18 protein-coding genes and 2 pseudogenes are annotated in these 15,784 nt (G+C 61.8%); 15 read left to right on the forward strand and 5 right to left on the reverse strand.

Going from position 1 to position 15,784, the window contains the following annotated elements:
- Positions 1 to 229: 229 nt before the first annotated feature.
- Entirely contained in the window at positions 230 to 634 is a 405-nt protein-coding gene (locus P6U27_RS37205; protein WP_407123517.1) for a transporter, read from the forward strand.
- Between the two features lie 155 nt (positions 635 to 789).
- On the opposite strand, the gene P6U27_RS37210 is transcribed toward P6U27_RS37205, so the two are convergent.
- Positions 790 to 1,956: an ABC transporter substrate-binding protein gene (locus tag P6U27_RS37210; protein ID WP_407123338.1), complete on the reverse strand. Its 1,167-nt coding sequence runs from the start codon at positions 1,954 to 1,956 to the stop codon at positions 790 to 792.
- Between the two features lie 137 nt (positions 1,957 to 2,093).
- Here P6U27_RS37210 and P6U27_RS37215 point away from each other — a divergent pair, with 137 nt between their 5' ends.
- The 4 genes and pseudogenes from P6U27_RS37215 to P6U27_RS37230 all read left to right on the forward strand — a co-directional run.
- Positions 2,094 to 2,663, forward strand: a complete 570-nt coding sequence (locus P6U27_RS37215) for a MarR family winged helix-turn-helix transcriptional regulator (RefSeq protein ID WP_407194641.1) — start codon at positions 2,094 to 2,096, stop codon at positions 2,661 to 2,663.
- A 227-nt stretch (positions 2,664 to 2,890) separates the two neighbouring features.
- The gene (locus tag P6U27_RS37220; RefSeq protein WP_407123336.1) at positions 2,891 to 4,120 is read left to right on the forward strand and encodes a cytochrome P450; all 1,230 of its coding nucleotides are present in this window, start codon (positions 2,891 to 2,893) and stop codon (positions 4,118 to 4,120) included.
- Between the two features lie 6 nt (positions 4,121 to 4,126).
- Positions 4,127 to 4,450, forward strand: coding sequence for a 2Fe-2S iron-sulfur cluster-binding protein (locus P6U27_RS37225; protein WP_407123335.1), 324 nt, complete (start codon positions 4,127 to 4,129; stop codon positions 4,448 to 4,450).
- 24 nt (positions 4,451 to 4,474) lie between these two features.
- Positions 4,475 to 4,768, forward strand: a pseudogene (locus P6U27_RS37230) (LysR family transcriptional regulator); the annotation flags it as partial.
- 138 nt (positions 4,769 to 4,906) lie between these two features.
- Here P6U27_RS37230 and P6U27_RS37235 read toward each other — a convergent pair.
- Positions 4,907 to 5,088, reverse strand: a pseudogene (locus P6U27_RS37235) (acyl-CoA dehydrogenase family protein); the annotation flags it as partial.
- 2 nt (positions 5,089 to 5,090) lie between these two features.
- Between P6U27_RS37235 and P6U27_RS37240 the strand changes: the two are divergent.
- On the forward strand, positions 5,091 to 5,483 hold the full coding sequence (locus tag P6U27_RS37240; RefSeq protein WP_407194642.1) for a LysR family transcriptional regulator: 393 nt from the start codon (positions 5,091 to 5,093) through the stop codon (positions 5,481 to 5,483).
- A gap of 7 nt (positions 5,484 to 5,490) precedes the next feature.
- Positions 5,491 to 6,024, forward strand: a complete 534-nt coding sequence (locus P6U27_RS37245) for a LysR substrate-binding domain-containing protein (RefSeq protein ID WP_407194643.1) — start codon at positions 5,491 to 5,493, stop codon at positions 6,022 to 6,024.
- Positions 6,025 to 6,281: 257 nt separating this feature from the next.
- Here P6U27_RS37245 and P6U27_RS37250 read toward each other — a convergent pair whose 3' ends face one another.
- Genes P6U27_RS37250 through madL form a run of 3 tightly spaced genes read right to left on the reverse strand, consistent with a single transcriptional unit; the run spans position 6,282 to position 8,194 of the window.
- Complete coding sequence (locus P6U27_RS37250) at positions 6,282 to 6,998, reverse strand: GntR family transcriptional regulator (RefSeq protein WP_407123332.1); 717 nt, start codon at positions 6,996 to 6,998, stop codon at positions 6,282 to 6,284.
- Positions 6,999 to 7,763 (reverse strand): malonate transporter subunit MadM, encoded by a 765-nt coding sequence (gene madM, locus P6U27_RS37255; protein ID WP_407123331.1) that lies wholly within the window; start codon positions 7,761 to 7,763, stop codon positions 6,999 to 7,001. It lies immediately after the preceding gene.
- Positions 7,760 to 8,194, reverse strand: coding sequence for a malonate transporter subunit MadL (gene madL, locus P6U27_RS37260; RefSeq protein ID WP_407123330.1), 435 nt, complete (start codon positions 8,192 to 8,194; stop codon positions 7,760 to 7,762). The genes madM and madL overlap by 4 nt, the downstream gene beginning before the upstream one ends.
- A 193-nt stretch (positions 8,195 to 8,387) precedes the next feature.
- On the opposite strand from madL, the gene mdcA reads away from it, so the two are divergent.
- The 8 genes from mdcA (at position 8,388) to P6U27_RS37300 (ending at position 15,585) form a co-directional block, all read left to right on the forward strand.
- Positions 8,388 to 10,034: a malonate decarboxylase subunit alpha gene (gene mdcA, locus P6U27_RS37265; RefSeq protein ID WP_407194644.1), complete on the forward strand. Its 1,647-nt coding sequence runs from the start codon at positions 8,388 to 8,390 to the stop codon at positions 10,032 to 10,034.
- A 7-nt stretch (positions 10,035 to 10,041) separates the two neighbouring features.
- On the forward strand, positions 10,042 to 10,359 hold the full coding sequence (gene mdcC, locus P6U27_RS37270) for a malonate decarboxylase acyl carrier protein (RefSeq protein ID WP_407194645.1): 318 nt from the start codon (positions 10,042 to 10,044) through the stop codon (positions 10,357 to 10,359).
- Positions 10,356 to 11,270, forward strand: a complete 915-nt coding sequence (locus P6U27_RS37275) for a biotin-independent malonate decarboxylase subunit beta (RefSeq protein WP_407194646.1) — start codon at positions 10,356 to 10,358, stop codon at positions 11,268 to 11,270. The genes mdcC and P6U27_RS37275 overlap by 4 nt, the downstream gene beginning before the upstream one ends.
- Complete coding sequence (gene mdcE / locus P6U27_RS37280; protein ID WP_407123326.1) at positions 11,257 to 11,997, forward strand: biotin-independent malonate decarboxylase subunit gamma; 741 nt, start codon at positions 11,257 to 11,259, stop codon at positions 11,995 to 11,997. Before P6U27_RS37275 ends, mdcE begins: the two co-directional genes overlap by 14 nt.
- Positions 11,990 to 12,637, forward strand: coding sequence for a malonate decarboxylase holo-[acyl-carrier-protein] synthase (gene mdcG, locus P6U27_RS37285; RefSeq protein ID WP_407123325.1), 648 nt, complete (start codon positions 11,990 to 11,992; stop codon positions 12,635 to 12,637). The genes mdcE and mdcG overlap by 8 nt, the downstream gene beginning before the upstream one ends.
- The gene (mdcB, locus tag P6U27_RS37290) at positions 12,634 to 13,482 is read left to right on the forward strand and encodes a triphosphoribosyl-dephospho-CoA synthase MdcB (protein ID WP_407123324.1); all 849 of its coding nucleotides are present in this window, start codon (positions 12,634 to 12,636) and stop codon (positions 13,480 to 13,482) included. The genes mdcG and mdcB overlap by 4 nt, the downstream gene beginning before the upstream one ends.
- Positions 13,482 to 14,423, forward strand: coding sequence for an acyltransferase domain-containing protein (locus tag P6U27_RS37295; RefSeq protein WP_407194647.1), 942 nt, complete (start codon positions 13,482 to 13,484; stop codon positions 14,421 to 14,423). The genes mdcB and P6U27_RS37295 overlap by 1 nt, the downstream gene beginning before the upstream one ends.
- A gap of 775 nt (positions 14,424 to 15,198) precedes the next feature.
- The gene (locus P6U27_RS37300; RefSeq protein ID WP_407123322.1) at positions 15,199 to 15,585 is read left to right on the forward strand and encodes a RidA family protein; all 387 of its coding nucleotides are present in this window, start codon (positions 15,199 to 15,201) and stop codon (positions 15,583 to 15,585) included.
- Positions 15,586 to 15,784: the final 199 nt, after the last annotated feature.

Here is a 15,784-nt window from a genome sequence, read left to right on the forward strand (position 1 = left end):
ATGCCGCGCCTGCCGGAATGCATAACGCATTCTTTGCGAATGAGTTGGCGGCTCGGCGATAGCGGGTTCTTCGTCAAAGCAGGTCTCGGAATTTACGCGCCAACGGGTACGCAACAGGGACCTGCCGGGCTCACCAACGTCGGCAATCAATGGTGGACCTTCCAACCCAATCTGGTTTTCTCCTACCTGAAGGATGGCTGGAACCTAACCGCCAAACGTATTCCAAGAAATCAACACGGCAAACAGCATTACAAATTATCGCAGCGGCGACGTTTTCCATGCGGAGTTCACTGCAACGAAGAGAATCGGAAAATGGACAATTGGTCCTGTCGCCTATTACGTCGAGCAGGTGACCAACGATCGGTCAAGTTCGTTCTACAACTTCGCTACAAATGTGAGCCGGTACAATGTTTGGGCCGTCGGCGGTTTGGTTGGCCACGACTTCGGGCCCGTTAGCGTAAACGTCTGGGGCACTCAGGAGCCTTCGTCGACCGCGTCAGGCGGCACAGCGGGCCCTCCTGGATTTGACTCCGCCATGGCGCCTAAAGGATTTTCGATTTTCGCTCAGCTGAACTACCGGATATGGGCCCCCGACGAACCGGCCGCGCCGGTCATGCCGCGATTGCATAAATAGTCAAAGAGGCCAGAGAGCTCCCGAGCAAGTCGCTCATTTGAAATCTGAAGGTCTCTTGCGGGAAAAGAAAACCCGGCACAGTGTGTGCCGGGTTTAAGTTCCGGCGGCCCTACTGGGTCGCTCGGGAGGAATTTATGTGTGGGTTGGTCGGCGCCTCAATCGACGATCTTCCAGTCGCCCTTCTCGATTTCGAGAAGTCTGAGAGAATTGTACGACAGACCATTGTGGTCTTTCTCGCTCATATTGAAGATGCCATTTGCTCCCACAAGATCGTGCGTCTGCTCAAGCGCGTCCCGGACCTTCTCCTTATCGAAGCTCCCAGCACGCTTAACCGCATCGACATACAAAAGAACCCCATCGAGCGCATTGACGCCGAACGCAGATACGGGCTCCTTGTATTGCGCTTCGTACCGCTGCTGATAATCCATTACCACGGATTTCTGACGATCGGTGGCAGCCACCTTGTCGGCTACAATGCCGGCGGCTGCGGGAATGCGAATGCCTTCGCCAGCAGCGCCAGTCATAGTTATGAACTCCTTAGAGGCGACGCCGTGCGACTGATACATTGGCAGCCGCAGATCGAGCTGCCTGTAATTGCGGACGGCGATTACGGCTCCCGAACCAAACCCCCAGATCAATAAGGCTTGCGCTTCGGGATTGCCCCGGATCTTGGTGAGCTGGACCGTGGTGTCCGTATCCTTGGCTCCATAGATCTCGTCGGCAACGATCTGAATTCCGGACTTTGAAGCTGCATCCAGTATTTGATCGCGTCCGGCTTTGCCGAAACCTGAATCCTCCGAGAGAAGCGCGACCTTGGTCAGGCCACGCCGCTTGAGATCGGCGAAGATCTTCTCGGCCGCCATTCTGTCAGTGTGAGAGACTTTGAATACCCATTTTCGCACGGGATTGACGATTACGCTGGCACCCGCGAATGAAATAAAGGGCATCCCCATCTTTTCCGCGAGCGGTGCGACTGCCATGGTGGTTGCGGTCGTGCTTCCCGCAATCAAAGCATCTACCTTATCGTTGTCGATAAGACGCTTGGCGAGACCGACCGCCTTGTCGGCAGCTCCTCCATCATCATAGAGAACGAGTTCGAGCTGCTTTCCGAGAAGCCCCCCGCCTGAATTGATGCGGGCGATCTCGGCCTCCATCGTCTTTTTTGCAGGCTCGCCGAGGTAGGCGGCGGGCCCTGTAGTCGTCAAAAACGCCCCAATCTTGACTGTAGTTTCCGCGGCCGGCGCAACGTGAGGTAGCGAAATCAATCCAAACGCTATGCACAAAGGTAGTATCGGTCTAACGAATCCGGTGAACTGCAACATCTGTTTCCTCCTGCGCACTCTACGGTGCTCGTGATTGTGAGTTGAATTATCAACTCAATGCCGGGAGTTGTCAAACAACGCAGGGAGACTTACGACCTGGCGTGCAATATTGCGTCGACGTTCGACGAGGCGGCCAGATGGCAAGAAAACCAGCAATGCAGATCGAAAGGCCTGAAAAGAGGCTGAGCGGACAAGTGAGGAAGCTTCGCGATCCGGAGGGATCCCGTCGAGTGGACGGACGGCTGACGCTGGACCTCGATCGACACATACCGGTCCTGCTGGTGTGGCTTTCGAACAAATTCACAAATGGTTCGTCGCAGATCTATCGGAAGCACTTCGGAGTCGGAGTGATTGAATGGCGTTGCATGGCTCTTCTCGCAGTTCAGCCCTGGATCTCGCCGAACCGTATTTGCCAAGTCATCGCGATCGACAAGGCGGCCGTCAGCCGCGCGATCCGAACACTCGAGGACAGCGGATTGCTACGCGTTCGCTCCAGCAAACTGCGCAGCCGCTTTTTGGAAGTCGCTCTCACGGATAAGGGATCCGCACTGCACGATAGGATGGTTCAAGTCGCATTTGAAAGAGAAAGACGGCTGACTGCTGACCTCGTCCCCGAAGAGCGCGAAGTGCTCATCCGGGCGCTCAAGAAAATGCTTATGCGCATCGACATCGTGAACGGGGATGTCGAAATCCCGCCCGAATCCTGAGCCCCCGGACGGCTGCGACAACTCCCCTGTCCCCTGTCAACCACGCCATTCTTCATACGTGCACTCAAAGTGAGTTGACATGCCAACTGACTGACAGTAGCATTTGCTCGTCAGCTGGGCAAGAAGCCAGCGACGGGGAAGGAAGTGCCATCGAGCTGGAACGGCTCTCGCCGTCTGCTGTCCGCGCCACCTCCCTAATGAAGATGAAGGAAAAAGGGAGGACGAGCATGTCGACGGCCCAGTTGCAAGCCGAACTCAGCTCAGAACAAGGCGTCAGGTGCCCAGTCTCTCGGGTGGACCCGTTCGAGCGCGAGTTTTTGACCGACCCGTATCCCTTCCATGAAGAGCTTCGCGATGCCGGACCAGTAGTCTGGCTCGAGCGCTACCAAGTCTGGGGTATGGCACGCTACGCCGAGGTGTACGCTGCCATGCAGGACTGGCAGACCTATTCGTCCGCCGCGGGCGTAGGCATAGATGACTTTCGGAAGAAGAAGGCCTGGCGTCCCCCCAGCCTGCTCCTCGAGGTCGATCCCCCTCTCCACACGCGCACCCGCGCAGTGATGAGCAAGATACTTAGTCCCGCGAACATGCGGCGTCTTCGTGAGGACTGGCAGAAGAGAGCGGATACGCTGGTCGACAAGCTCGTGGAGCGAGAGACGTTCGACGCTGTCAAGGACTTGGCGAGTGTATTCCCGGTCTGGGCGTTCCCGGACGCCATTGGGATCGGTCAGGAAGGGCGTGAAAACCTCCTGCCCTTCGGCAACATGGTCTTCAACTCGTTCGGACCGCGCAACGAGATATTTTTGGAGTCGATCAAAGAGGCGGAACCGGTCGTCTCCTGGATATACGCTCAATGTGCACGCGATCTGCTGGCTCCAGGCAGCTTCGGCGCCCAAGTCTATGAAGCCCTCGATCGCGGCGAGATTCAGCCTGACGAGGCGCCAGTGCTCGTGCGCGCCATGCTAACGGCAGGGTTGGACACCACGGTCATTGGTATCGGCTCATCCATTCACGGTTTCGCGCTCTATCCAGAGCAATGGCAAAAGTTGCGAGCGAACCCAACACTCATTCGTCCTTCGTTCGACGAATTGCTGCGTTGGGCATCTCCCGTTCAAACATTTTTCCGCACGACGACTCGGGACGTGCAAATCGGAGGGACCACAATCCCAGACGGATCCAAGGTGCTGCTCTTCCTCGGTTCGGCCAATCGGGATCCGCGTAAATGGGAGAAACCGGAGCATTTTGACATCACCCGCTCCACGGCGGGCCATGTGGGTTTCGGAACGGGCATCCACGGCTGTGTCGGGCAGATGGTCGCTCGAATGGAGGCCGAGGTCGTCCTGACGGCGATGATCAAACGCATCAAGGCGATCGAAATCATTGGCGAACCAGTTCGCCGTCTCAACAACACTCTCCGCTCCCTTTCCAGTCTGCCAGTACGTATCATTCCTGCTTGAGGGATCATGCCGAAAATCATCTATCATGCCTACGATGGCTCAGTTGTCGACGTGGAGGCCCCTGTGGGTATGAGCGTCATGCATGCCGCGAAAGCAAATGGCGTCGATGGCATCGTTGCCGAGTGTGGTGGTTCGGCCATGTGTGCAACTTGCCACGTGTACGTCGCCGAGGATTTCGTTCATCGATTACCTCCGGTTGACGCGGTGGAGGACGAGATGCTCGAATGCACCGCGACAGAAAGGAAGCCCAACAGCCGCCTTTCCTGTCAGATCAGAATGAGCGCCGATCTAGACCAGATCGTGATTAACGTACCTGAGCGGCAGACGTGAGCCAGGCACCTATTGTGATCCTCGCAGCGGCTGTTGCTCGAGCACGGCATTAAACGCTGGATAGAGGTCGGCGTGCAGAACTTCAGCATGATCCCGCAGATCCTGCTGGGAACCGAGCGTATCGCAACTATGCACAGACGTTTGGCGCAATATTTCGCCAAGACAACGGCGCTGCGCATTGTCGGATTGCCAATGTCACTTCCCGCCTTCACCGAAGCGATCCAATGTCCGGCGCTACACAACAGTGATCCCGGCAGCATCTGGCTGCGGAAGGTCGTGCTCGAAGAAGCGAAACGCATGCGAACACAAGGCGCCTGAGAGTCCGATTTTCAGGTCCGTGCCGAACGCATGAGATGAGGTGTCTCCACACATTCTCTCTTCACATCACACATTCTCTCTTCACGTCGAGCGGCGCGGCGTTTTATGGATCGGACCACTCGTCTATCGAACGGCGCTCTACTTGCGTAGTTCCAGCCTAGCAATCTGATTACGATGAACTTCGTCGGGGCCGTCTGCCAACCGCAGCAGACGCGCCGTCGCATAGGCCGCCGCTAGCCCGAAATCGTTACTGGTGCCTCCGCCGCCATGGGCCTGAATCGCCCGTCGACGATCTGGCAGGCCATGTTCGGGACGGCAAGAGTTGACCGCTTTCATGGCCGTTGCGCAGGAACGCAGCTTTCGGCGCGCCGCCAGGCGGCTCGGCCTGTCACCGTCCGCCCTTAGCCACACCATTCGCGAATTGGAGCACCGGCTCGGAGCACGACTCCTCAATCGCACGACGCGCAGCGTTTCACCGACCCAAGCCGGGCAGGCCCTTTTCGATCGGCTGTTTCCGGCGGTTGGGGAGATCGAGACTGCGGTCACCGAAGTCGGGGCCTTCCACTCCAGACCCTCAGGAAGGGTTCGCCTGAACCTGTCCCGATTCGCGGCGGAGATCGTGCTGGCGCCGGTATTCGGGCGCTTAGTCAAGCCTACCCAGATATTCATCTCGAACCGACGACGCGCTGACGGATGTAGTTGCGGCAGGTTATGACGCCGGAGTGCGTATCGGCGAACACGTTCAGCGGGACATGATTGCTGTACCGCTGACGCCGCACCTGCGTTTCGCGGTGGTCGGTGCGCCTTCATATTTCGCCGGCCGCGAGCGGCCGCAGAGTCCGCAGGACCACCGACATCACTCGTGTATAAACTACCGCTGGAGTAATAGTGGGGCCCTTCACCGCTGGCATTTTGACGGGCCTCAGGGCCCGTTTGACGTTGATGTGGCGAGTTCCCTTACGTTGAACGACACCGACCTGATGCTCAAGGCATGTCTGGCGGGCGCGGGCCTCGCCTGTCTTCCAGAGAGCTTGGTGATGAAGTATATCGGCAACCGGCGCCTGGTGCGCGTACTAGGCGAGTGGTGCCAGCCACTCTCCGGATTCTTCCTCTACTACCCGAGACAGCGGCACATGTCTGGGGCACTGCGTGCCTTAATCGATTTCCTGAAGCTGAGAAATGCGGACTCGGGCGAAAAGTCACCTGGTCGTATTCGCGAGGCTGGCCAAATGCGAAGGAGGGATCGGCGGAGCTGATGCAAGCCCGCTGGGGCGCGCGTGGCAGCGCTCACGGAGTTGCCTGCGCATCTCACGTCTAAACCGCCCGCCTTAGAAGTGCAATTATCTCTTCCGGAATCGGGAGCGCGCTTTGACCACTCGGTCGGGACGTCATAGACAGCCACGGCGGAATTGCTATCAGCCATCTGTATCTCCTTAAGATTGTAGAATTGAGAAAATGCGCCTTGGCGTGCACCTGCCCTGATTGCTTCAAGCGATGCGCGAGACTGCCACTGTTAGGGATTGTCGGGCTCAGGCCCTTCAACGGGTCTGATGCGATCTTCGATATAACGCCGCAGCGCTGCGGCGGCGTTTAGCATATGCGCACGCATCCGACGTGAGGCCGTCTCGCCGTCGCCTTCGGCGATTGCCTGCATGATGGCATCATGCTCGTCGCGAGACTTCCGGATGCGATCACCCTGCCGCAACTGCGTGCGGCGGAAGGCGCTTAGCCGCGCACGGACGTCCTGGGCCTGCTCGGCCATGAACGAATTGTGCGTCGCGCTATAGATGCATTCGTGGAACACTCGGTTGAAGGCATCATAGGCATCGACGTCACCAGCCTCGACCATGGCCCGCGAACCTTCGTGCAGCTCGATCAGGCGGCTGCGCTCCAGCGGCGTCATGCGATAGGTCGCGAGGCGGACACACATGGCCTCTACCTCAGCGCTCGTTTCGAACATGTCCATGATCCGTTCGGGGGTCATCCGAGCCACCACGACCCCGCGACGCCCCCGAACCTCCACCAATCCGCTAACGGAGAGCTGCCGTAGAGCCTCCCGCACCGGCGTGCGGGAAGCTCCGAAGCGGTCGGCAAGCTGCTGCTCTTCCAAGGCCGAACCGGCAACGAGCGCACCGGACGTAATCTCGTCGGTGAGCGCATTGCGGATGCGATCGGAGAGGAGGCCGCCATCGTCTTCGGCTTCGGCTGCGACTTTGAACAGACCTGTCATTCAGCTTCCTATGATTGCGCGCACCGTGAAGTAGAGGATGGACGGCGCGACCAGGCATCCAAGGCCCGTGTGAAACGTCGCAGTCAGCGCGCCGTATGGCACCAGGCGCCGATCGGTGGCCGCAAGCCCTCCGGAGACGCCGCTGACCGTTCCCATCAAGCCGCCGAAGACCATTGCGCTGCGCGGATTGTTGAGGCCGATCATCTTCGCGACGAAGGGGGTGCCAATCATCACGATCACTGCCTTGAATACACCGGTGGCGATCGAGAGTGCAATGACAGGCGACGATGCGCCGATCGCGGCCCCAGTGACCGGCCCGACGATGTAGGTGACCGCTCCGGCGCCAATCGTGGTCAGCGATTCGGCGTCGGTGTAGCCAAAGGCGGCCGCGACGAAAACGCCCAGAATGAACGGAACGACCGTTCCCAGTCCGAGCGCGACCGCACCAATCAATCCGGCCTTGCGCGCGTGAACAACGTCGACCTCGAACGCGGTGGCGACGATGGCGAAGTCCCGCAGCATCGCGCCTCCCATTAAAGCGATCCCGGTCAGCGCCGGCAGGTCGGCGACGCCCTTTTCGCCGCCGGTGACAACTCCTCCAAAAAAAGCCAGCACGAGACCCAGCATGATCGCGATCGCCGAGCCGTGGATGCGGCCGAAGGTGAGGTATTTCGAGATCGCCCCGGAGATCCACATCAGGATGCCGACGGCGGCGAATGCGGTGATCAGCGCGTTTGCGGCGAGCACGTGAGATAACATGGTCATCCGATCCTCCCGGACTTGAAATGGGGCTCATTTGCCTCGAGCGCCTCTCGCGCCTCGATTTCGTCCATGGTCTCGACACGGCCGCTGAGCCGGCCAATCAAGGCTACCTGGGCAAAACACACCGCAACTGCACCGATCCCTGCGATGATCACGATTGGGCCGCCTTTTGCTGCAGCCACTACGTTCTGCTGTGCGGCCATGGCGACGACGATCGGGATGTAGAAGCTGCCCCAAAACTCAACACCGGTCTTAAGACCATGACTAAGCAGCTTCCATCGCACCAGCCAGAGCCGGGCCGCGATCAGAAAGATCATCGCAATGCCGACGCCGCCGACATTGGCCTTCACGCCTAAGGCGACGCCCAGCAGGTCACCCAGGAAGACACCCAACAGCGTGCAGATCGAGAGCAGCGCTACGCCGGAAACGGTCACGGGCGCCTCCCGAGAAGGGAGAGGCCAAGGCTTTCTAAGCGTGGGCGAGCTGTATGCATTCGCATGTCAAATTTCCTCCTGTGTATGCGAATTTCGATCGCTTTGTAGGAAATGCATACACTAATTGACATCAGAAGGCAATACGCATACATTTGGAGGCGTAAAAGCCAATTTGGCATGCCAAGGAGCCAGGATGAGCGATTGGGGTATGCAAAAGGCCGCGCTCGGCGAGCGCCTTGTGGCCGGCCGACAGTTCGCAGAGGGGAAGGTCGTCCCAATCCCCCGCCTCCCCGCATTTCTGAAGGCAGTGATCCGGTCAGGCGACCGGGTGTGCCTGGAGGGTGACAACCAGAAGCAGGCCGACATCCTCGCCTCGGCGCTCGCCAGCCTCGATCAGGCGGATGTTCATGACCTGCACATGGTTCAGTCGGGCGTGGTGCTGCCCGCTCATCTCGATATCTTTGAGAAGGGCATCGCGCGGCGACTTGACTTCTCGTATTCGGGCCCACAATCGGCGCGCATCGCGCGCATGCTGTTCGGCGGCAAGATCGAGCTCGGTGCCGTCCATACCTATCTCGAGCTGTTCGCGCGCTACTTCATCGATCTCACGCCGAACGTCGCACTGATCGCGGCTGTCAGCGCCGACAAGGATGGCAATCTCTATACGGGACCGAACACCGAGGACACGCCGACCGTCGTTGAGGCGACCAGCTACAAGAACGGTCTCGTCGTGGCGCAGGTCACTGAGATCGTCGACAAGGTGCCGCGCGTCGACATCCCCGGCGACCTCGTGCATTTCGTGGTCGAGGCTAACAGGCCCTTCTATGTCGAGCCGCTCTTCACCCGCGATCCCGCCGCCATCACCGAAACCCAGATCCTGACGGCGATGCTCGCCATCAAGGGCATCTACGCGCCCTACGGCGTGCGCCGGCTCAACCACGGCATCGGCTTCAACACCGCCGCGATCGAGCTGCTGCTGCCGACCTATGGCGAGAAGCTCGGCCTCAAGGGCAAGGTCTGCACCCATTTCGCGCTCAATCCGCATCCCACGATGATTCCGGCGATCGAATCCGGCTGGGTCGAGCAGATCCATTGCTTTGGATCGGAGGTCGGCATGGAGGATTACGTCGCGGCGCGCTCCGATGTCTTCTTCACCGGACCCGATGGATCGCTGCGCTCCAACCGCGCGTTTTGCCAGACCGCCGGCCTCTATGCCTGCGACATGTTCATCGGATCGACGCTACAGATCGATCTCGAAGGCCACAGCTCGACGGTGACGACCAGCCGCATCGCCGGTTTTGGTGGTGCGCCCAACATGGGATCCGATCCGCGCGGCCGCCGCCATCCGAGCGAGCCCTGGCTCAAGGCCGGCGCAGAAGCTGATCCTGATACCAACGCCGCGCTGCGCCGCGGCCGCAAGCTGGTCGTGCAGATCGGCGAGACTTTTGGCGAGCGCAACACGCCTTTGTTCGTCGAGCGGCTCGATGCGCTCGATCTGGCGCGAGAGCTCAAGCTCGATCTGGCACCGGTGATGGTCTACTCGGACGACGTCACCCACCTCGTGACCGAGGAAGGCATCGCCAACCTCCTGATGTGCCGCAGCAAGGACGAGCGCGAGCAGGCCATCCGCGGCGTTGCCGGCTACACCGAGATCGGCCGCGCGCGCGATACGAAGCTGGTCGAGCAGCTCAGGCAACGCGGCGTGATCCAGCGTCCCGAAGATCTCGGCATCGATCCGCTCGACGCCGACCGCAATCTGCTCGCGGCCCGCTCGATCAAGGATCTCATGCTGGCCTCCGGCGGCCTCTACCGCCCGCCCAGCCGTTTCCGCAATTGGTGAGGTTTGCATGGAAAAGCTCAGCTTCAAACTGTCTGCGCCCAGTCGCGCCGCCGGCACCCGCACGCAGGCGATCGTAGGCGTGGTCGCGTCAGGCAATCTCGAAGTCCTGCTGGAGCGCAGCCTCCCGGCGGATGTCTGTACCATCGACATCGCAACGGCGGCCCATGGCTTCGGCACGGTGTGGGACGCCGTGGTCCGCGACTTCGTCGCGCGCCGCTCGGCCGGCGGCTTGCGCATCTCCGTCAATGACGGCGGGGCCCGGCCCGACACGGTTGCGCTCCGCCTCGCACAAGGCGTCCGCAAGATCGAGGAGCCGGAACGATGACAGCCGTTACAGCCAACACTGTCGCGCTGAGCTGGTACGAGGCGAGCGCCCGGCAGCGCATCGACGCGCTGGTCGACACCGGCAGCTTTGCCGAATTCATCGGCCCTGAGCTACGCGAGATCAGCCCGCATCTGGCGATCTTCGACCTGCCGGAGCAGTTCGATGACGGCATCGTCGTCGGATGCGGGCGCCTGGACGGCGCGCCGGTGCTCGTCGCCGCGCAGGAGGGACGCTTCATGGGCGGCGCTTTCGGCGAAGTCCACGGCGCCAAGCTCACCGGGCTGTTGCGCGCGGCGCGCGCGCTCAGGCAGGACGTGGTGATCCTGTTCGACACCGGGGGCGTGCGGCTTCAGGAAGCCAATGCGGGCGAGCTCGCGATCGCGGAGATCATGCGCGCCGTGATCGAGGCGCGCCGCGCCGGGGTTAACGTCGTCGGCCTGATTGGCGGCCGCGCCGGCTGCTATGGCGGCGGCAGCCTGATCGCCGGCACCTGCTCGCGCCTGATCATCTCCGAACAGGGCCGGCTCAGCGTCAGCGGCCCCGAAGTGATCGAGACCAACAGGGGTATCGAGGAATTCGACTCGCGCGACCGCGCGCTGGTCTGGCGCACCATGGGCGGCAAGAACCGCTATTTGATCGGCGGCGCCGACATTTTCGTCGACGACGAGGCGCTGGCGTTTCGGCAAGCCGCGATCGAAGCGCTTGGGACCAAGCGAAGCTGCAACGCGGCGACTCTCGAAGCAGAACAGAAGCGCCTCGAGCGACGGTTGCAGCGCTTCGGCGAGGCCGAGGACGCCGTCGAGATCTGGCAGACGCTCGGCATCGACGATCCGACCGATGTTCCCGCACTTCCGACCGGCGCCTTTCTTCGCGCCGCCAACGACAGGGAGAACGCCGATGACGCTCGATGACATCCTGGCGAGCCTGTTCCCGAACGGTCGCAAGATCGAAACCACGGGCGTGCTGATCGCGGGACAGGCGACGCTGCCTGACGGCGGTCCGATCCATGTGCTCGGCATCACGCAAGGGGAGCCGCTCGGCGTGGACGAAGCGATCGTGCTCGCGGGCCGTGTGATCGAGATCGTGAAATCAGGCGATCGGGCGCCGATCCTGGTTCTGGTCGATTCCGCCAGTCAGCGCATGAGCAAGCGCGATGAGTTGCTTGGCCTCAGCGAGTATCTGTCGCATCTCGCCAAGGCGCTGCTGCTGGCGGAAGCCGAAGGACACCGCACCGTCGGCCTGCTCTATGGCGGCAGCGCGGCCGGCGCGTTTATCGCCACCGCGCTTGCCACCGGCACGCTGGTGGCCCTTCCCGGCGCGCATCCCGCGGTGATGGATCTGCCGTCGATGGCGCGGGTCACCAAGCTGTCGATCGATGTGCTGAAGGCTAAGGCCGAAGCGACGCCGGTGTTCGCGCCCGGGCTCGACAACATGGTGATGACGGGCGGCATTCATGTCGTCTGGGACGACAGCGCTCCCTTGGCGCCGCAGCTTGCCGCCGTGCTGCGTCGGCCGCAGAGACAGGACGATCGCAGCCGTCTCGGCGCCGCGCGTGGCGGCCGGCGCAAGGCAGCCGAGATCGCCGATCGCGTGGTCGCTCTCGCAGCGGCCGCACATCAGGACGCGCAACATGGATAAAACCCTCGCGCGCCACAGCATGGTGAAGGCTTCGGCATCCGGATGGACCGCGGTGATGAACCGCTATCCTGAGCTTGCCGGCGAGCCGATGGTCGCAGGCTGGGTTCACGCCGGCCGTCCCCTCATCGTGCGCCGGCCTGGATGCAGCGACGTCGCCGGACTAATTCCGCTCGGCCTGCCACTGCCGCCCAGCCACGGCAAACGACGCATTGCGGTCTCGCTCGCCGCAACCGACATCGTCGCATCCGCCCCGCCCCCCTTGTTGGCCGACGCCGCCGCGGCAGCGCCTGCGCACTGGCGCACAACGATCGACCTGCTGCTTCAGCTTATGCCGGAGACGCGCACGTTCGGCAGCCTGGCCTGGCAGCACCTCACCGGCCTTCCCTATCTGACTGAGGGGTCGGACCTCGACCTGCTGTGGCCGCTGTCATCAGCGAGAGAAGCGAACGCTCTGCCGTTCGACATTGCCGGGATTGCCAAGCAGGCGCCGATGCGGGTGGACGGCGAGATCACCGGGCCCGCCGGCGGCGTGCAATGGCGGGAGCTGACCGGCGCCGACGAGGACGAAGTCCTTGTAAAGAGTCCGGCCGGCGTCGCGAACATCACGCGCGCGGCGTTTCTGTCGGGCGCCGCATCATGAACCTTGCGCTGAGATGGCAGGCGCCGCGGCAACGCGCGCTCCGTGCGGAGCAGCTCGGTCATCTTGCATCGCTTTGTCTCAAGCTCGAAGTCGAGACCTATCCGAAGCCGGGGCTGGTCAGCCATGTCGATAACGGCTCGCATCGCGACATGGACGCCCCCCTCCTCCGCCGGAGCGCCGAAACGCTGGCGCCGTTCTTCGGCGAGCTCGCGGCCGCGGGCGCGGAGGGCGCCGGCATGGAGCGGTTGCGCGCGATCGGGGTTGCGGCGGAGCGCGCGATGCTGGCGGCGACCTCAGGTGTGAACACCCATCGCGGCGCGATCTTCGGACTGGGTTTGCTCTGCGCCGCGGCCGGATATCGCAACGTCGTCGGCATCAGCAAACCGCTGGGCAGGCTGGTTTCGGAACGTTGGGGCGAAGACATCCTTTCCGGCCCGGCATCACTTCGCAGCCACGGCGCCGTGGCCGCGCGGCGCTATGGCGCCGGCGGCGCCAGGGCGGAAGCTGCCGATGGCTTTCGGTCGGTCTATGACATCGCCCTGCCCGCGCTACATGCGGCGCGCAAGCTTGCCTCCCATGACGAGGAAGCCGTGCGCGTTCAGACCTGCATGAGGCTGATCACTGAGGTCACCGACACCAACCTGCTGCACCGGGGCGGCGCGGAGGGCTTGCGCTTTGCGCAAGACAGCGCGGCAGCCTTCCTCGCTGCGGGCAGCGTCGGGCATCCGGAATGGCGCAGGCGCGCGGCGGACATTCATCACGCGTTCGTGGCGCGCAATCTGAGCCCCGGCGGCTCGGCTGACCTGCTTGCCATGACCCTGTTCATCGATCGACTGGATTTCTGATGCTTGCCCTGCTCTGCGGCGGACAAGGTACGCTGTCGGACAAGATTTTTGATGTTGTCGCGGACCAGCCGGCCGCAGAGCCGGTTTTCGTAGCGGCGACGGCTTGTCTCGGTGAAGATCCCCGGGAGTTCGTCAGGTCTCGCAGTGCGGACGAACTGACCGCGAATCATTCCAGCCAGATCCTGACCGTCACATCGGCCCTCGCGATTCACGCCTGCATTGCCGACCTGCTGACGGAGCAAACCGCCGTCGCGGGCTACAGCGTCGGCGAGATGGCGGCCTGGAGCGTTGCAGGAATATGGGCAGCCGATGAAGCCTTGCGTCTCACGGATGTGCGCGCCCGCCTGATGGAAGACGCCGCGGGACCGGATGGTCGCCTCGGCTATGTCCGCGGCCTCGATCAGAGCACCCTCGAACGCCTGCTCGAAACATACCGCTGCGAGATCGCGATCAGGAACCCCGAACGTCTTGTCGTGCTCGGAGGCTCGGAGCAGGACGTGATCGACCTCTGCCAGGAGGCCATGCGACAAGGCGCCGCGCGCAGCGGCCTTCTCGCCGTGAAAATCGCCTCGCACACCTCACGGCTTGCGGGCGCCTGCAAACCGTTGCAACACGCGCTCGACGCCAGCAGGCGCTTTCCGGTCGGAAGCCAGCGAGTCCTGCTCGCCGGAGGTGACGGCGAGCGCATCTTCTCCGCGAACGATGCAACAGCGAAGCTCGCCCGCCAGGTCGCGCACCCCATCGACTGGTCGGCGACGCTGGAGACCCTGGCGGAGCTGGGCGTCAGCAGGGTCCTGGACCTCGGTCCGGGACATGCGCTCGCCGAGATGACGCAGGCCTTTCTTCCGGACCTCCGCTGCTACGCAGCCGATGGATTTCGTACTGTGCAGGGTCTGCGGAGTTGGGTCAGTTCCGAGCAGCCGGCGCGCGATCAAACATAGCCGAGCGGCCGCCGTCCGCCAATTTTGCTATTGATCGCTACGAAAGTGTCACCAAGCCGCCGCGTCGCGCCAAATGCTTGGCGGAAGCACGCAGGAGGCAATCTATGCTCAAGCGCTTATGGAAGCACTGTCGCTTGGAGCGGGCGCAATGAAAAAGGGTTAGTCCCCCAACGCATAGTTCGCTGTGTCAGCGGCGGCCTTCTGGCCGACGTCGGATCGCCTTAGCAACGCCTCACCGCAGACGAGGGAATTTTCGGCGCCTTCCCGGGATGGTCCGCGACTATTAGGGCTTCCCCGAGCATCTCAACCATCAAATATAACTCGCCCGGCTCCCACCGAGCTTACGCTGCGGTGTATCGCGGGCCTTATCGGGACCAGGGACCAGCAGGAAGAAGCCTTCAGTGGATTCGGCGGTTCTGCTCCCGCTCCTAGTCTGCCCCGTATAATGCAGAGTCTCGCTACGCTCGATCACCCCAAAAAAGTGACACGATCTTATCCACCAGGTTCAACCGAGGGCCGCGCCACCGATCGAGAGCTCGACCGCCGACTGGGACGTCAGAAAGTCGAGCTGCTCCTCAATCTTCTAGAAGACCTTGTGCCCCCCGACGAGGACAAGACCTAACACTTGCTGTGCAAGCTCTCCTCTACCGACACCTGTCTTGGCGGCCTCCGGATCGATCGCCATCCTTACAAACATCGCCTGTGGCACCAGTCCTCTTGGTCTCAGTTTGTTAACAGGTTAATTATGCCTCAGTAGAAGACAAGGAGTACTTTCATGAGTCGAAGCATTCACGCTCCGGACGCCGCGCACACCAACCCTATCCCTTCCGCAAGCATCGTGGGAAATTTGCTGGCATCCAGTCTGATCACGGGGCGTGATCCGGCGACCGGCTCTTTCCCCCCATCTTTCGATGCGCAATGCAACATCATGTTTGCGGGCGTCAAGGCGGTCGTCGAAGCGGCCGGCGGGCATCTCGGCGACATCGTGAGGATTACGATTTGGGTCGAGGATCGCATGCTCCGCGAAAAGATCAACAAGGTGTGGGTTGCGATGTTCCCCGATCCCGATGCAAGGCCGGCACGCCTGACACTCAACCGCCCTCTTGAACAGGGAAAGCTAATCGAGTGCGAAATCCTTGCGGTGATCGGCCACGACGGCTGATCTCTGCGGGCGCCATTGGCAATGGCGTAAAGCCGTCCCGTCCCGGGATGGCCGCGCTACTCAAACATCATCCGCGAGGGCTGCGTGCGATCGATCTCGGACTTCCGAGACTATCTCCCGCAAACAGGGTCCAAGTGAAACGACGCAGGCCATGCAGGCTCTCTCGGTATCCCGGGATCCGCACCGCTGCCCGCAATAG

Source organism: Bradyrhizobium sp. STM 3566 (genome assembly GCF_045571445.1).
Lineage (GTDB): Bacteria > Pseudomonadota > Alphaproteobacteria > Rhizobiales > Xanthobacteraceae > Bradyrhizobium > Bradyrhizobium vignae.

Excerpts from the sequence above, each read along its gene's own strand:
- P6U27_RS37210 (WP_407123338.1), bottom strand. The coding sequence starts at position 1,956 with ATGTTGCAGTTCACCGGATTCGTTAGACCGATACTACCTTTGTGCATA.
- P6U27_RS37215 (WP_407194641.1), top strand. The coding sequence starts at position 2,094 with ATGGCAAGAAAACCAGCAATGCAGATCGAAAGGCCTGAAAAGAGGCTG.
- P6U27_RS37220 (WP_407123336.1), top strand. The coding sequence starts at position 2,891 with ATGTCGACGGCCCAGTTGCAAGCCGAACTCAGCTCAGAACAAGGCGTC.
- P6U27_RS37225 (WP_407123335.1), top strand. The coding sequence starts at position 4,127 with ATGCCGAAAATCATCTATCATGCCTACGATGGCTCAGTTGTCGACGTG.
- P6U27_RS37250 (WP_407123332.1), bottom strand. The coding sequence starts at position 6,998 with ATGACAGGTCTGTTCAAAGTCGCAGCCGAAGCCGAAGACGATGGCGGC.
- madM (WP_407123331.1), bottom strand. The coding sequence starts at position 7,763 with ATGACCATGTTATCTCACGTGCTCGCCGCAAACGCGCTGATCACCGCA.
- mdcA (WP_407194644.1), top strand. The coding sequence starts at position 8,388 with ATGAGCGATTGGGGTATGCAAAAGGCCGCGCTCGGCGAGCGCCTTGTG.
- mdcC (WP_407194645.1), top strand. The coding sequence starts at position 10,042 with ATGGAAAAGCTCAGCTTCAAACTGTCTGCGCCCAGTCGCGCCGCCGGC.
- P6U27_RS37275 (WP_407194646.1), top strand. The coding sequence starts at position 10,356 with ATGACAGCCGTTACAGCCAACACTGTCGCGCTGAGCTGGTACGAGGCG.
- mdcE (WP_407123326.1), top strand. The coding sequence starts at position 11,257 with ATGACGCTCGATGACATCCTGGCGAGCCTGTTCCCGAACGGTCGCAAG.
- mdcG (WP_407123325.1), top strand. The coding sequence starts at position 11,990 with ATGGATAAAACCCTCGCGCGCCACAGCATGGTGAAGGCTTCGGCATCC.
- mdcB (WP_407123324.1), top strand. The coding sequence starts at position 12,634 with ATGAACCTTGCGCTGAGATGGCAGGCGCCGCGGCAACGCGCGCTCCGT.
- P6U27_RS37295 (WP_407194647.1), top strand. The coding sequence starts at position 13,482 with ATGCTTGCCCTGCTCTGCGGCGGACAAGGTACGCTGTCGGACAAGATT.
- P6U27_RS37300 (WP_407123322.1), top strand. The coding sequence starts at position 15,199 with ATGAGTCGAAGCATTCACGCTCCGGACGCCGCGCACACCAACCCTATC.